The sequence below is a fragment of the Lentzea sp. NPDC037011 genome, from assembly GCF_055607425.1.
In genome coordinates this window covers 75,360-89,654 of record NZ_JBVJRT010000014.1, presented here as the reverse complement: position 1 = coordinate 89,654, position 14,295 = coordinate 75,360, and the positions used below count along the sequence as shown (strand labels likewise).

General features: G+C 70.4%; 11 protein-coding genes. 6 read left to right on the top strand and 5 right to left on the bottom strand.

The features are described from left to right. Positions 1–6 precede the first annotated feature (6 nt). Entirely contained in the window at positions 7–1,305 is a 1,299-nt protein-coding gene (locus ACZ7CH_RS34775; protein ID WP_470375849.1) for an MFS transporter, read from the top strand. Positions 1,306–1,400: 95 nt separating this feature from the next. Continuing rightward, on the top strand, positions 1,401–3,686 hold the full coding sequence (secA2, locus tag ACZ7CH_RS34770; protein WP_470375848.1) for an accessory Sec system translocase SecA2: 2,286 nt from the start codon (positions 1,401–1,403) through the stop codon (positions 3,684–3,686). Between the two features lie 117 nt (positions 3,687–3,803). Here secA2 and ACZ7CH_RS34765 read toward each other — a convergent pair whose 3' ends face one another. From ACZ7CH_RS34765 to ACZ7CH_RS34745, 5 genes are all read right to left on the bottom strand, one after another. Further along, entirely contained in the window at positions 3,804–4,115 is a 312-nt protein-coding gene (locus tag ACZ7CH_RS34765) for a hypothetical protein (RefSeq protein ID WP_458434456.1), read from the bottom strand. A gap of 43 nt (positions 4,116–4,158) precedes the next feature. Beyond that, positions 4,159–5,271 (bottom strand): aromatic ring-hydroxylating oxygenase subunit alpha, encoded by a 1,113-nt coding sequence (locus tag ACZ7CH_RS34760; RefSeq protein ID WP_458433614.1) that lies wholly within the window; start codon positions 5,269–5,271, stop codon positions 4,159–4,161. Then, a complete protein-coding gene (gene solA, locus ACZ7CH_RS34755; protein ID WP_470375847.1) occupies positions 5,268–6,368 on the bottom strand; it encodes an N-methyl-L-tryptophan oxidase in 1,101 nt (366 codons plus the stop codon). The genes ACZ7CH_RS34760 and solA overlap by 4 nt, the downstream gene beginning before the upstream one ends. After that, positions 6,365–8,728, bottom strand: a complete 2,364-nt coding sequence (locus tag ACZ7CH_RS34750) for a GcvT family protein (RefSeq protein ID WP_470375846.1) — start codon at positions 8,726–8,728, stop codon at positions 6,365–6,367. Before ACZ7CH_RS34750 ends, solA begins: the two co-directional genes overlap by 4 nt. A 191-nt stretch (positions 8,729–8,919) precedes the next feature. Continuing rightward, on the bottom strand, positions 8,920–9,690 hold the full coding sequence (locus ACZ7CH_RS34745) for an IclR family transcriptional regulator (RefSeq protein ID WP_470375845.1): 771 nt from the start codon (positions 9,688–9,690) through the stop codon (positions 8,920–8,922). Between the two features lie 119 nt (positions 9,691–9,809). Here ACZ7CH_RS34745 and ACZ7CH_RS34740 point away from each other — a divergent pair, with 119 nt between their 5' ends. The 4 genes from ACZ7CH_RS34740 to ACZ7CH_RS34725 all read left to right on the top strand — a co-directional run bounded on the left by ACZ7CH_RS34740 (position 9,810) and on the right by ACZ7CH_RS34725 (position 14,232). Beyond that, a complete protein-coding gene (locus tag ACZ7CH_RS34740) occupies positions 9,810–10,130 on the top strand; it encodes a bifunctional 3-phenylpropionate/cinnamic acid dioxygenase ferredoxin subunit (RefSeq protein ID WP_360399009.1) in 321 nt (106 codons plus the stop codon). Next, positions 10,127–11,227, top strand: a complete 1,101-nt coding sequence (locus tag ACZ7CH_RS34735) for an NAD(P)/FAD-dependent oxidoreductase (protein ID WP_470375844.1) — start codon at positions 10,127–10,129, stop codon at positions 11,225–11,227. Before ACZ7CH_RS34740 ends, ACZ7CH_RS34735 begins: the two co-directional genes overlap by 4 nt. Positions 11,228–11,308: 81 nt before the next feature. Continuing rightward, positions 11,309–12,766 carry an aldehyde dehydrogenase family protein gene (locus tag ACZ7CH_RS34730; RefSeq protein ID WP_470375843.1) on the top strand — a complete coding sequence of 486 codons (1,458 nt, stop codon included), beginning with the start codon at positions 11,309–11,311 and terminating at the stop codon, positions 12,764–12,766. After that, positions 12,763–14,232: a GMC family oxidoreductase gene (locus tag ACZ7CH_RS34725; protein ID WP_470375842.1), complete on the top strand. Its 1,470-nt coding sequence runs from the start codon at positions 12,763–12,765 to the stop codon at positions 14,230–14,232. The genes ACZ7CH_RS34730 and ACZ7CH_RS34725 overlap by 4 nt, the downstream gene beginning before the upstream one ends. Positions 14,233–14,295 lie beyond the last annotated feature (63 nt).

The window sequence follows — 14,295 nt, the reverse complement described above, 5'->3', positions numbered from 1 at the left end:
ACCCCCGTGGTCAGTGTCGCCCCGGAACAGAAGACCTTGCGCAGGCTCATGGCAGCCGGTCTGGCCGGATCCAGCATCGAGTGGTACGACTTCTTCATCTACGCGACCGCGGCAGCGCTCGTCTTCCCGAAGCTGTTCTTCCCGGAAGCGACGCCGCTGGTCGCGCTGCTGCTGTCGTTCAGCACCTTCTGGGCGGGCTTCGTCGCCCGCCCCATCGGCGGCCTGGTCTTCGGGCACGTCGGTGACCGGTTCGGCCGCAAGCCGGCGCTGGTCATCTGCCTCGCCATGATGGCCGGTGCCACGTTCCTGATCGGCCTGCTGCCGACCTCGGCCAGCATCGGCGTCGGCGCTCCCCTGCTGCTCGTCGTGCTGCGGTTCCTGCAGGGCATCGCCGTCGGCGGCCAGTGGGGCGGTGTCGTCCTGCTGCTCACCGAGTCCGCAGGACCGCGCCGCCGCGGGTTCGCGGGCACGTTCGGGCAGGCCGGTGTGCCGATCGGCGTGTTCCTCGGCAACGTCGCCTTCATCGCCGCCACCACGACGATGAGCCAGGAGGCGTTCGCCTCGTGGGGCTGGCGCGTGCCGTTCCTCGCGAGCGCCCTGCTGTTCCCGGTCGTGCTGTTCATCCAGCTCAAGGTCGAGGACAGCCCGGTGTTCCGCGAACTGCAGCAACGCCGCGCCGCCGGTCCCGCCGTCGTCCACGCTCCCCTGAAGGAGGCCCTGCGCTCGCACCGCAAGCAGATCCTGCTCGGCGCCGGCCTGATGTTCGCCTCGAACGCCATCTTCTACGTCTCGATCGCGGGCGTGCTGTCGTACGCGACCACGACGCTGGGGCTGGCGCGCGAGTCCGTGCTGATGGTGAGCCTGCTGTCCTCGCTCGTCGGCATCCCGGTGATCCTCTACGCCGGTGCGCTGTCGGACCGGCTGGGCCGCCGCCCGCTGATCATCGCGGGCACGGTCGGCATGCTCGTCTGGGCGTTCCCGTACTTCCTGCTGGTCGACACGGGCTCGCTGCTGTGGATGTTCGTGGCCACGACCGTCGGCGGCATCGCGACCTCGCTGGTCTACGGGCCGATCGCCGCCTACCTGGGTGAGCTGTTCGCGCCCGAGGTCCGCTACTCGGGCGCGTCGCTGGCCTACCAGCTGGCGTCGATCCTGGTCAGCGGCGGTACGCCGGTCATCATGACGGCGCTGCTGGGCGCGACCGGGACCTCGCTGTCGGTGTCGGCGTTCCTGCTGCTCATGGCGGTGGTGACACTGGTGTCGGTGCTGCGGCTGCCGGAGACGCACCAACCGGAACAGGCCTGATCACGGCTGTGGAGGCCCGGATGAACCCGACAATCCGGGCCTTCACAGTCAAGACCTCTGCGGAACCTCGCGGCAATGCCGTACGTTGCTGCGTCGTGACCACTCTCATGGCGCGCTTCAAGCAGCGGATGCGCCGGTTCGCGCAGAAACCGGCGTCGATCGACCTCGCACCGTTCTCGGCCCGGCTCGCTGACGTGGACAAACACGCCGACGCGTTCAAGGCGTTCAGCGACGAGGAGCTGACGGCCCACGCCGTGAAGCTGCGCGAGGAGTGCACCGACACCGAGCTGGTCGCGCTGACCAGGGAGGCCGCGGACCGCGCCATCGGGCAGCGGCCGTTCGACGTGCAGGTGCTGGGCGCGCTGGGCCTGCTCAACGGCCTCGTCGTCGAGATGGCCACCGGTGAGGGCAAGACGCTCGCCGGCGCCATGGCCGCGGCCGGGTTCGCGATCAAGGGCAAGCGCGTCCACGTGGTCAGCGTCAACGACTACCTGGCCCAGCGCGACGCCGAGTGGATGGGGCCGCTGTACCGGCTGCTCGGCGTCAGCGCCGGGTGGCTCAACGGCAGCTCCAAGCACGAGGAGCGGCGCGACGCCTACCAGTGCGAGGTCACGTACGCACCGGTCAGCGAGATCGGGTTCGACATCCTGCGCGACCGCATCGCCACCCGGCCGGAGGACCTGATCGTCCCCGAGCCCGAGGTCGCGCTGATCGACGAGGCCGACTCGGTGCTCGTCGACGAGGCCCGCGTGCCGCTCGTGCTGGCCGGTTCGACCAGCGCGGAGGCCGCCGACCCGGTGATCGCCGACCTGGTGAAGCGGCTGCGGCAGAACCTGCACTACGAGATCGACGACGAGGAGCGCAACGTCTTCCTCACCGGCGCGGGCTCCGAGGCCGTCGAGCGCGCGCTGGGCGAGATCGACCTGTACTCGCAGGAGCACGTCACCTCGACGCTGTCGAAGGTCAACGTGGCCCTGCACGCGCAGGTCCTGCTGCACCGCGACGTCGACTACATCGTGCGCGACGGCAAGGTGCACCTGATCAACGACACCCGCGGCCGCGTCGCGAAGCTGCAGCGGTGGCCGGACGGCCTGCAGGCCGCGGTCGAGGCCAAGGAGAACGTGCAGACGACCGAGTCGGGCGAGATCCTCGACTCGATGACCGTGCAGGCGCTGCTGTCGCGGTACCCGACGCGGTGCGGCATGACCGGTACGGCCGTGGCGGTCGCGGAGACCCTGCGCGAGTTCTACTCGCTCGAGGTCCTCGTGATCCCGCCGAACAAGGAGAACATCCGCGAGGACGAGCACTTCCGCCTCTACGCGACGCTGGAGCAGAAGGAAGCCGCGATCGTCGAGGAGATCAAGACCGCGCACGAGAGCGGGCGCCCGATCCTCGTCGGCACGCTCGACGTCGCCGAGTCGGAGCGGATCTCCACGAAGCTGCGCAAGGCCGGGCTCGAGTGCGTGGTGCTGAACGCGAAGAACGACGCCGAGGAGGCGGCGATCATCGCCGACGCCGGCTCGTTCGGGCGCATCACCGTGTCGACGCAGATGGCCGGTCGCGGCACGGACATCCGCCTGGGCGGCCACGAGGGCGAGGACCACGACCGCATCGCCGAACTGGGCGGCCTGTACGTGGTCGGCACCGGCCGGCACTCGTCCTCCCGCCTCGACGACCAACTGCGCGGCCGCGCCGGACGCCAGGGCGACCCCGGTGGCTCGGTGTTCTTCTCGTCACTGCAGGACGACCTCATCACCCAGTACGCGCCCGACGCCGAGGACCCGTCCGAAGTGGACACCGACGGCCGGGTGCGCGACAAGGGCCTGCTGCACACCTTCGAGCACGCCCAGCGCGTGGCCGAGGGCGTGGACCTGGAGATCCACCGCAACACGTGGCGCTACAACAAGCTGATCGAGCACCAGCGCGACCTGCTGCTCAAGCACCGGGACGTGGTGCTGCGCACGGACGCCGCGTTCGAGAAGCTCGGCGAGAAGGAGGGTGCGCCCGACGAGATCGCGGCGGAGGCGGCGCGCGGGATCACGCTGTTCTTCCTCGACGACCTGTGGACGCACCACCTGACGTTCCTGTCCGACCTGCGCGAGGGCATCCACCTGCGCGCGCTGGCGCGGCAGAACCCGCTCGACGAGTTCCACCGCGAGGCCATCCCGGCGTTCAACAAGATCGTGCCGGAGTCGTGGGAGCTCGCGAAGGAGAAGTACGAGGCAGCGAAGATCACCGACGACGGCTACGACCTCGCCGACGCCGGGGTGAAGCGCCCCAGCTCGACGTGGACGTACCTGGTGCACGACAACCCGTTCGGCTCCGGACTGGAGGAGACGATGAAGGGTCTGGTCAAGATGGTGCGCGGCCAGCGGCGCTGACCGTCACGGGCCGGACCGTCACGAGCAGGACCGTCGCTGCCCGGCCGTGACGGTCCGACGGTCGCGGCTCGACCGTCGCGGTCCGATCGTCGCGGCTCGACCGTGCCGGTCCGATCGTCACGATCTGGGCAGCAGGTCGTCGGCCGCCCTGGCGGGCCTGGGCAGTTCCTCGGCCCGCGTGACCGCCCTCGCCGGGGTGGCCGCGGGTCTGGCCGCCACCGCGGGCGCGGCCGTGCTCCTGCTCGCCGTCGTCATCTCCTCGGAGAGCGTCCTGATCTCCGCGAGGATGTCGAGGTGCTCCTGCGACGGCGGTGGTCCCACGAAGTTGGACCTGTTGTGCGCCGTCCGTTCCGCTCGCTCGGCCAGTTGGCGGATGCGGCGGAGGAGATCGTGCTCCCCGTTGGGGGGCAAGAAGTCCGTCTGCTCCATCACCCGTGCAAGCTTTCGCGTGCACGGGTGACCAGTCGATCCCCTAGTCGGCTGATTCCAGTTTGCGGAGGAGCCAGGCGTGGAAGTCGCCGATGTGGTGCTCGGAGGGCACCAGCACTCCGCCCTGCGCGTAGGCCTTCGAGGCCATGGCGGGCTGGCATCGCTCGCAGGCTTCGAAGTCCTGCTCGTTCACCCGGTGGAACAGCTCGACCGAGCGGGAGACGTCACGGCCGGTGGCGACGACTTCCTTGGCGTAGAGCCAATCGCACTCCACGACCGTCCGGTCCGCGGCCACCGGGTACATGCGGTGCACGATCACGTGGTCCGGCACGAGGTTCACGAAGACCTGCGGTTTGACGGTGATGGCGTAGTACTTCCGGTCGCGTTCCTCCTCCAGCGCCGCAAGCCTTGCGAAGCCCTCACCACCGTCGACGGTGAACCCCTGGACGTCCTCGCCGAACTCGGCGCCGTGGCCGACGTAGTACTGCGCCGCGTAGCCGTCGGCGAACTCGGGCAGCACCTCGGTCAGCTCGGGGTGGATGGTCGCGCAGTGGTAGCACTCCATGAAGTTCTCGATGATCAGCTTCCAGTTGGCCCTGACGTCGTAGACGATCCGCCTGCCCACGGACAACCGGTCGACCTCGTAGCCGTCGATGGCGTCGAGTGACCCCAAACGTTCGGTCACCGCGCTCAGCACGTCGTCCTCGAACCTCGGAGGACTGTCCGAAAGGTTCACCCACACGTAGCCGAGCCATTCGCGCAAATGCACCTTCGTCAGTCCGTACGCAACGCGATCGACGTCGGGCATTGAGGTGAGGTTGGGTGCGGCGATCAGGTTTCCGTCCAACGCGTAGGTCCAGGCGTGGTAAGGGCACTGGAACGCGCGTTTGACGCTGCCGGCCTCCTCGACGCAGATGCGCGCGCCGCGGTGGCGGCACACGTTGAGGAACGCGTTGAGCGCACCGCGGCGGTCGCGTGCGACGAGCACGCTCTCCCGTCCGACCTGCACCGTGCGGAAGTCGCCGGCGTCCGGGAGGTCGGCCGCGCGGACCGCGCAGAACCACATGCGCTCGAAGATGGCCGCCTGTTCCCGTTCGAAGATCGCGGGATCGGTGTAGTAGCGGCCCTCCAGCGTGGGGATCAGGCTGCCGGTCATGCTCCGCCTCTCAGACGCGCCGGGTCGAACAGGGCGATCGGGTGCCTCGTCGCACCCTCGGCTGCGAGGTCGGCGACGATCTCGCCGACCACCGGCACGAACTTGAAGCCGTGCCCGGAGAACCCGCACGCCACCGTGACGCCGCCCTGGCGCGCGATCACGAAGTGGCCGTCGGCGGTGTTGGTGAACATGCAGGTGGACGCCCGGTCGAAGGTGCCGGTGACACCGGGCATCCGGTCGGCGACCAGCGCCCTGGCCGCCTCGACCTCGTCGTCGTGGACGGTGCGGTCGATGGTCTCCGGCGTGCAGGACCGGCCTTCGCCGTAGATGGCGACCTTGACGGTGCCGCCGCGTTCGGGGAAGCCGTAGAACGTGCGGCCGGCGCGTTCCCAGATGTAGGTGGGGTGGTCGCGGAGGTCCGCGGTGGGGCGGAAGAAGTGCTGCACCTGTCGTTCGACCTCGAACGTGACGCCCAGGTGCGCCAGCAGCCGCGGCGCCCACGGTCCCGGTGCGAGGACGACGTGACCGGTCTCGTAGGTGCCCTTCGCGGTGGTGACGCGGCCGGCCTCCCAGCGGGTCACCGGTTCCGCGAAGCGCAGCTCGGCGCCCGCCCGTGCGGCGAGGTCGAGGTGGGCGCGCACGGCGCTCTCCGGCACGACGTAGCCCGCTCCGGGTTCGTGCAGCGCGACCTCGTGCGGGTGCGGCCGCATCACCGGGAAGCGCCGGCGGATGTCGTGCGCGTCCAGCACCTCGTGCCGCAGGCCGTACTGCTCGGCGCTGCGCCGGCTGCCCGCGACGGTGCGGCTGTCCGGTGCGCCGACGAGGACGCCGCCGACCCGGTGGAAGATCCGCTGCCCGCTGTCGTGCTCGACCCGGTCCCACAGCTCGTGCGCGCGCAGCAGCAACGGGACGTAGGCCGGGTCCTCGAAGTAGGCCTGCCGCGTGATCCGCGACTCGCCGTGGCTGGAGCCCAGTGCGTGCACGGGCGTGAACTGCTCGAGCCCCAGCACCCGGAGTCCGCGCCGGGCCAGGTGCCAGGCCGCGGCGCTGCCCATGCCGCCGAGCCCGACCACGACGACGTCGTAGGTGCCGCTCACCCGCGCAGCCGCTTCATCCCGGGGTCGAACAGCGGCTCCGGCACCGGCCGCGCGCGCACCCTGGAGCCGAAGTACTCGATCTCGACCTCGCCGACGCCCTCGGGCAGCCACGCGTAGGCGATGTTGACGCCCGTCGTGTACCCGTAGGCCGCGCTCGTGACGTACCCGACCGGCTCACCGCCGTGGAACACCGGCTCGCTGCCCATGACGACCTGGTGCGGGTCGTCGATCGCCAGACACGTGAGCTTCCGGTCGCTGGAACGCTTCCCGAGCGCCTCCTTGCCGAGGAAGTCCTCGTCCTCCCGCACCGCGAACCCGAGGCCCGCCTCGAACGGGTCGTGCTCGTCGGTCACGTCGGTGCCCCACGACCGGTAGCCCTTCTCCAGCCGCAGGCTCGCGAACGCCCCGCGCCCGGCCGCGATCACGCCGTGCTCTCGCCCCGCCTCCCACAGCGTGTCCCACAGCGTCACGCCGAGGTCGGCCGTCGTGTACAGCTCCCAGCCCAGTTCGCCCACATAGGACAGTCGCAGCGCGGTCACCGGCACGTTCTTGACGAACCCCCGTTGCGCGGTGAAGTAGCCCTTCCCGGTGTCGAGCGTGTGCGCGACGCCGTTGAGCAGGTTGCGTGCCCTGGGTCCCCACAGGCCGATGCAGCACGTTCCCGCCGTGATGTCCCGGACGTGGACGTCGTCCGGTGCGTGCCGGGTGAGCCACGCCAGGTCGAGGTTGCCGTTGGCGCCGACCTGGAAGGTGGTCTCGTCGAGCCGCGCGACCGTGAGGTCGCTGCGCACACCGCCGGTCTCGTCGAGCAGCAACGTGTACACGACTGCGCCCGGTTTGCGCCGGAGGTTGTTGGTCGTCATGCGCTGCAGGAACTCCAGCGCGCCCGGCCCGCTGACCTCCAGCCGCTTCAACGGGGTCATGTCGAACATCGCCACGCGCCTGCGCGTCACCAGGGCCTCGGCGCCGCAGATCGGCGACCAGTACCGGCTCGCCCACTCGCCGCGCTCCGGGACCTCCGCGACCTCGGGCAGGTCCGCGTTGGCCTCGAACCAGTGCGGCCGCTCCCAGCCGGCGGCTTCGAGGAAGAACGCGCCCAGCTCCCGGTGCCGCGCGTAGAAGGGGCTCGTCCGCAGCGGCCGGGGGCTCTCCACGGGCTGCAACGGGTGCAGCACGTCGTAGACCTCGGTGAAGTTCCGGCAGCTGCGCTCCAGCACGTAGTCCGGCGCCAGCTGCACCTGCTCGAACCGGCCGAGGTCGCTGGCGTGCAGGTCGAGCCGCGGCTGCCCGTCGACGATCCACTCGGCCACCGACCGCGCCACCCCGGCCGAGTGCGTGATCCACACCGCCTCCGCGACCCAGAACCCGCGCACCCGCGGGTGCTCCCCCAGCAGCGGCATCCCGTCGCTGGTGAACGAGAACAGCCCGTTGAACCCGCGCTGGACCCCCGCCTCGGCCAGTGCCGGGAACAGCTCGACCGCGGCCTCCCACGACGGCGCGAAGTCCTCCTCGGTGAACGGCAGCTCCGAGCCGGTGATGTCCCCGGCGGCGATCGGCATGGGCCGGTGCCCGTAGGCCCCGATACCCAGCGCCCGGCCGTGCGAGCGGAAGTACAGGTCGGCTTCCTGGTGCCGCAGGATCGGCTGCCGCGCCAATGCCCGCGGGTCGGCGGCCAGCTCACCGGTGAAGGCGTACTGGTGCGCCATCGGCACGAGCGGGACGGTCAGCCCGACCATCTCCCCCAGCACCGGCCCCCACATCCCGGCGCACGACACCACGACGTCGGCCGGGAAGGCGCCGCTCCCGGTCCGCACCGCGGTCACCCGGTCGCCGGAGGTCTCGACGGCGACGACCCGCTGCCCGTACTCGAACCGCGCGCCCCGCTCGACCGCCCTCCGCGCCTGCACCTCGGCGGCGGCAACGGGTCTCGCGAGACCGTCGCCCGGGATCAGGAAGCCGCCGAGGACCTGGTCGTGGTCGAGCAACGGGTGCAGGCGCGCCACCTCGCCGGCGTCGACGAGCCGGCTCGGCACGCCCCACGCCGTGGCCCAGCCGTGCCGGCGGGACAGGTCGGCGAGCCGCTCGGGGGTCGTGGCGATCTCCAGGCCGCCGACCTGGTCGAAGCAGCCCAGCGCGGTGTACTTCTCGACCGTGTAGCGGGCGAACGCGGTCATGCTGCGGCAGGGGTTCGTCTGGAACACCAGGCCCGGTGCGTGGCCGCTGGACCCGCCCGCCGCGGGCCCGTCCGCCTGGTCGAGGACCGTGACGTCGGTGAAACCGCGTTCGGTGAGCTCGTCGGCGAGCGCGCACCCGACGATCCCCGCCCCCACGAGCACCACGCGAGGCACTGCACCAGGCATCAGGACACCCCTTCGCCGCTGTTGCGCGTCACAGAACTCGTTCCGCTATATGCAACAAGCTGCGGCCAGCGGGACCGCCTGTCAATACCGCCGTTCGTGCCGCGGGGGTGTGCCGGACCGTGAGAACGGCCGGTAGCGGTGCTGTTGACCTCGGCTGGCGCGGCACCCCCGCCGAAGGCCAGCGGGCCCGCTCAGCCCGCGAAGTAGCCGAGCTGCGCCGACAGACCGGCCGCGGCCGCCGACATCGTCGGGACGATCTCCCGCACCCGGTGCCGCGACAACCGGTACGACGGCCCGGACGCGCTCATCGCCGCGACCACCTCGCCGCGGTGGCCGCGCACCGGGACCGCGACCGCGTGCAGGCCGAGCTCCAGCTCCTCGAAGCACACCGCGAACCCCTGCCGTGCGACCTCGTCGAGCTCGGCCAGCAGGCGAACGGGGTCGACCACGGTGTTCTCGGTGTAGGGGTCGAGGTCCTGCGCGGCCAGCCGCGTGCGCTCGGCCTCCGGCAGGTGGGCCAGGAGGACCTTGCCGGACGAGGTGGCGTGCAACGGGGTCCGCCGGCCGATCCAGTTCACCGCCGAGACGGCGGCGGAACCGCGGGCCTGGGCGGTGTTGATGGCGACGCCGGCGTCGTGCACGGCGATGTTCACGGTCTCGCCGAGCTCGTCGGCGAGGGCCTGGCAGACGGGCTGGCCGAGCTTGGTGAGGTCCATCCGGCCGGTGGCGGCGCCCGCGAGCCGGACCACGCCGAAGCCGATCGCGTACTTGCCGCGTTCCCCCAGCTGCTCGACCAGTCCGCGGGCCTCCAGGACGGAGACGAGCCTCGACACCGTGGACTTGTGCACGCCCAGCTCACCCGCGATCTCGGTGATCCCGGCCTCGCCCTGGGCCAGCAGCTCCAGCACGCTGATCGCCCGGTCGACGGACTGCACCTGAGCTGCCGAGTCGGAGTTGCCCATCGCGCAACAGTAACCGGGAAGCAAAACACCCGGCCGAAGTCTTGACGACGAGTCGGCGGAGCCGGACATTGTGTTGCGTCATTCGGAACGCGTTTCGCTTCACGCAACGGAGGCCGACGATGATCCGCGCCTGCGCTCTCACGGACCTGCCCCCAGGAGAGGCGGTGCGCATCGTCGGTCCTCATGCGCCGATCGCCGTCTTCAACGCCGACGGCACCCTGTACGCCATCGACGACACCTGTACCCACCAGGACGCCTCCCTCAGCGAGGGGTGGCTGGAGGGGTGCCTCGTCGAGTGCCCGCTGCACGCCGCGTCGTTCGACCTTCGCACGGGCGAGCCCACGTGTCTGCCCGCCAAACGACCGGTGAGGACCTACCCCGTTCGCGTGGAGGATGGTGAGGTCTATGTCGATGTCGAGGTGAACAGGGACGTGGCGTGAGGACGATCGCGATCATCGGTGCTTCGCTGGCCGGTCTGAGGTCGGCGCAGGCACTGCGCAGGCAGGGGTTCGACGGACGGGTCGTCGTGGTGGGTGACGAGGTGCACCTGCCCTACGACCGGCCGCCGTTGTCGAAGGACTTCCTGCTGGGCAAGTGCGAGGCGGTGCCGCTGGCCGACCAGGAGGACCTCGACGAGCTTGACGCGCAGTGGCGGCTCGGCGTGCGGGCCACCGGGCTGTCCGCGCGCGAAGTCTCACTCAGCGACGGCACCACCGTCGCCGCCGACGGGTTCGTCATCGCCACCGGCGGTGTCGCGCGCACGATGCCGGGCACGCACGTCCTGCGCACCCTCGACGACGCGACCCGGCTGCGCGACGCGTTCGCCGGCGCGCAGCACGTCGGCATCATCGGTGCCGGGTTCATCGGCGCGGAGATCGCGTCGAGCGCCCGCGCGCTCGGCAAGGAGGTCACGGTCGTCGAGGCGCTGCCGACGCCGTTGACCCGCGTGCTGGGACCGGAGATGGGCGCCGCGTGCGGGCAGCTGCACGGCGACCACGGATCAACGTTGATCACCGGCGTCAACGTTGAGTCGGTCAACGTTGACGGCAGGATCACGCTCGCCGACGGCCGGCTCGTCGACGCCGACGTCGTCGTCGCGGGCATCGGAGCCCGCCCGGCGACCGACTGGCTCGCCGGCGGCCCGGTCGACCTGAACAACGGCGTCGCGTGCGACGCGGGCGGCGTGACGAACCTCCGCAACGTCGTCGCCGTCGGGGACGTCGCCAACTGCGCGGGGCACCGCGCCGAGCACTGGACGTCGGCCACCGAGCAGGCGCAGGTCGCCGTCCGCAACCTGCTCGCGGGCGAGACCGTCGCCACGCACGCCAGCGGCGGCTACGTGTGGTCGGACCAGTACGGCGTGCGGATCCAGTTCGCCGGACGAGCGACGAACGTCGTTCGCGTCGAAGACGGGTCCATCGAGGACCGGAAGTTCGTCGCGACCTACCGGGACGACCGTGACGAGGACGCGGTCGTCGGTGTCCTGGCCATGAGCAACGCCCGGCTCTTCACCCGATTCCGCCGGGATCTCCGGTAGAGACGGTTGTCACGGTTTGACCGCCGCCGGCGACCGGCAACACCCCCATGTCCTGCGTGGACAGACGAGAGGGAGGCCTCCGTGTCGCCGGTGCGGCAGATCATCAACCCCTTCGACCAGAGTGTTCTCACCGAGGTCGAGGACCACACTCGCGAGCAGGCGACCCAGGCGATCGCGAAGGCCAGAACCGCTTTCGACCACGGCGACTGGCAGCACTCGGCGCCCGAGCACCGCGCGGCCGTGCTGAACCGGGTCGCGGACCTGCTGGAGCGCGACAAGGAGGACATCGCCCGCACCGAGACCCTCGACACCGGCAAGACGCTGGTGGAGAGCCGGATCGACGTGGACGACGTCGTCTCGGTCTTCCGCTACTACGGCGGGCTGGCCGGCCTGCTGCACCCCAAGATCGTCCAGGGCACACCGGAAGACGTCATCAGCCGCGTCGACTACGAACCGGTCGGCGTGTGCGGCATGATCGCGCCCTGGAACTACCCGCTGCTGCAGATCTCCTGGAAGATCGCACCGGCGCTGCTGGCGGGCAACACGCTGGTGGCCAAACCGAGCGAGATCACCCCGCTCACCACGATCAGGCTGTTCGAGCTGCTGACCGAGGCCGGGCTGCCCGACGGTGTCGCGAACCTCGTGCTCGGCACCGGCCCCGAGGTGGGTGCCCCGCTGAGCGAGCACCCGGACGTGGACCTGATCTCGTTCACCGGCAGCCTCGCCACCGGTCAGCGGATCATGGCCGCCGCGGCGCGGACGGTGAAGAAGGTCGCGCTGGAGCTGGGCGGCAAGAACCCGAACATCGTCTTCGCGGACGCCGACCTCGACGTCGCCGTCGACTACGCGCTCACCGCCGCGTTCTTCCACGCGGGCCAGGTCTGCTCGTCCGGCACGCGGCTCATCGTGCACACCGACGTCTACGACGACTTCGTGGACGAGGTCGCCCGCCGGGCCGAGCTCGTCAAGCTGGGCAACGGCTTCGACCCCGACACCGAGTCCGGTCCCCTCGTCTCCGCCGAGCACCGCGCCAAGGTCGAGCGTTACGTCGAGATCGCGGAGCAGGAGGGCGCCACCCTGAAGGCCGGCGGCAGGCGACCGGACGAACCCGAGCTGCGGAACGGTTTCTTCTTCCGCCCCACCGTCTACGCGGACTGCCGCGCGGACATGCGGCTCGTCCAGGACGAGACGTTCGGCCCGATCATCACCGCCGAGCGCTTCCAGACCGAGCAGGAGGCGATCGCGCTGGGCAACAACACCGACTACGGCCTCGCCGGCGGTGTGTGGAGCCAGGACCTCGACAAGGCGCAGCGGGTCGCCAAGAAGCTGCGCCACGGCACCATGTGGATCAACGAGTTCGGCCCCTACCTGCCGCAGGCCGAGTGGGGCGGCTTCAAGCGCTCCGGTGTCGGCCGCGAACTCGGCACCGCCGGTCTGCACGAGTACACCGAGCCCAAGCACGTCTACCATAACCTCAAGCCACAGGCCCAGAACTGGTTCGCACGCCGCACTCGTTCCGCGCGGGAGGACTCCGAGTGACCGCGTACGACTACGTGATCGTCGGCGGCGGCACGGCGGGCTGCGTGCTCGCGGCACGGCTGACCGAGGACGAGAACGTCACCGTCGCGGTCGTCGAGGGCGGTCCCTCCGACGTGGGCGACGAGAAGATCCTGAACCTGCGCAACTGGATCAACCTGCTGGAGACCGAGTACGACTACGACTACCCGACGGTCGAGCAGCCCAACGGCAACTCGCACATCCGGCACAGCCGCGCGAAGGTCCTGGGCGGGTGTTCCAGCCACAACACGCTGATCTGCTTCCGGCCGCTGCCGCAGGACCTCGACGACTGGGGCCACGGCTGGACGTGGGACGCGGTCGGCCCGTACTTCGACAGGGTCCAGCTCAACATCATCCCGGTGGCGGAGAAGGACCGGAACCCGATCGCGCGGGACTTCGTGGCCGCGGCGCGGCGGGCCACGGGTGTTCCCGAGGTCGAGGACTTCAACGCCGGGCCGTTCCAGGACGGAGTGGGTTTCTTCTCCATCGCCTACCACCCGGAGAAGGACAACCAGCGTTCGAGCGCGTCCACGGCGTACGTGCACCCGGTCCTGGAGCGCAGGAACCTGACGCTGCTGCTTCACACGTGGGCGAGCAAGATCGAGCTCGACGGCAACCGCGCGATCGGCGTGCACACCGACAAGGGCTACGTCGAGGCGAACGAGGAGGTTCTGCTGTGCGCGGGGGCCATCGACACGCCCCGCCTGCTGATGCTCTCCGGCGTCGGTGACGCCGAGCACCTGAGCAGCATCGGCATCGAGCCGAAGCACGACCTGCCCGGTGTCGGCGAGAACCTGCTCGACCACCCCGAGTCGGTGATCGTGTGGGAGACCACGGGACCGTTGCCGGAGAACTCGGTGATGGACTCCGACGCGGGCCTGTTCATCCGCCGCGACGCCGCCGACCCGCGGCCGGACCTGATGTTCCACTTCTACCAGATCCCGTTCACCGTCCACACGGAACGCCTCGGCCACCCGGCGGTGGAGCACGGCGTGTGCATGACGCCGAACGTCCCGCGCCCGCACAGCAGGGGCCGGATGTGGTTGCGGTCCAGCGACCCGGCGGAGAAGCCCGCGCTCGACTTCGGCTACTTCACCCACCCCGACGGCTACGACGAGCAGACCCTGGTCGACGGCTTCAGGATCGCGCGGAAGATCGCCGAGCAGGAGCCGTTGAGGTCGTGGCTCAAGCGGGAGATCGCCCCCGGCCCGGACGTCACGAGCGACGAGGAGCTGTCCGAGTACGGCCGCAGGGCCGCGCACACCGTCTACCACCCGGCAGGCACCTGCGCGATCGGGTCCGTCGTGGACGGTGACCTGAAGGTCATCGGCCTCGAAGGCCTCCGCGTCGTCGACGCGTCCGTGTTCCCCACCATGCCGACGGTGAACCCCATGGTCACCGTCCTCATGATCGGAGAGCGGGCCGCCGACCTGATCAGGCAGGCGTAGCGGCGGTGACCGCCGAGGACCGGCTGGGTCACCTGATCGCCCTGCTGGTCACCATCGCGTCGG

What these genes read in the sequence shown, in the direction of transcription:
- ACZ7CH_RS34765 (WP_458434456.1), bottom strand. Translation starts at nt 4,115, where the DNA reads ATGGAGCAGACGGACTTCTTGCCCCCCAACGGGGAGCACGATCTCCTC.
- ACZ7CH_RS34740 (WP_360399009.1), top strand. Translation starts at nt 9,810, where the DNA reads ATGATCCGCGCCTGCGCTCTCACGGACCTGCCCCCAGGAGAGGCGGTG.
- ACZ7CH_RS34750 (WP_470375846.1), bottom strand. Translation starts at nt 8,728, where the DNA reads ATGCCTGGTGCAGTGCCTCGCGTGGTGCTCGTGGGGGCGGGGATCGTC.
- ACZ7CH_RS34760 (WP_458433614.1), bottom strand. Translation starts at nt 5,271, where the DNA reads ATGACCGGCAGCCTGATCCCCACGCTGGAGGGCCGCTACTACACCGAT.
- ACZ7CH_RS34745 (WP_470375845.1), bottom strand. Translation starts at nt 9,690, where the DNA reads ATGGGCAACTCCGACTCGGCAGCTCAGGTGCAGTCCGTCGACCGGGCG.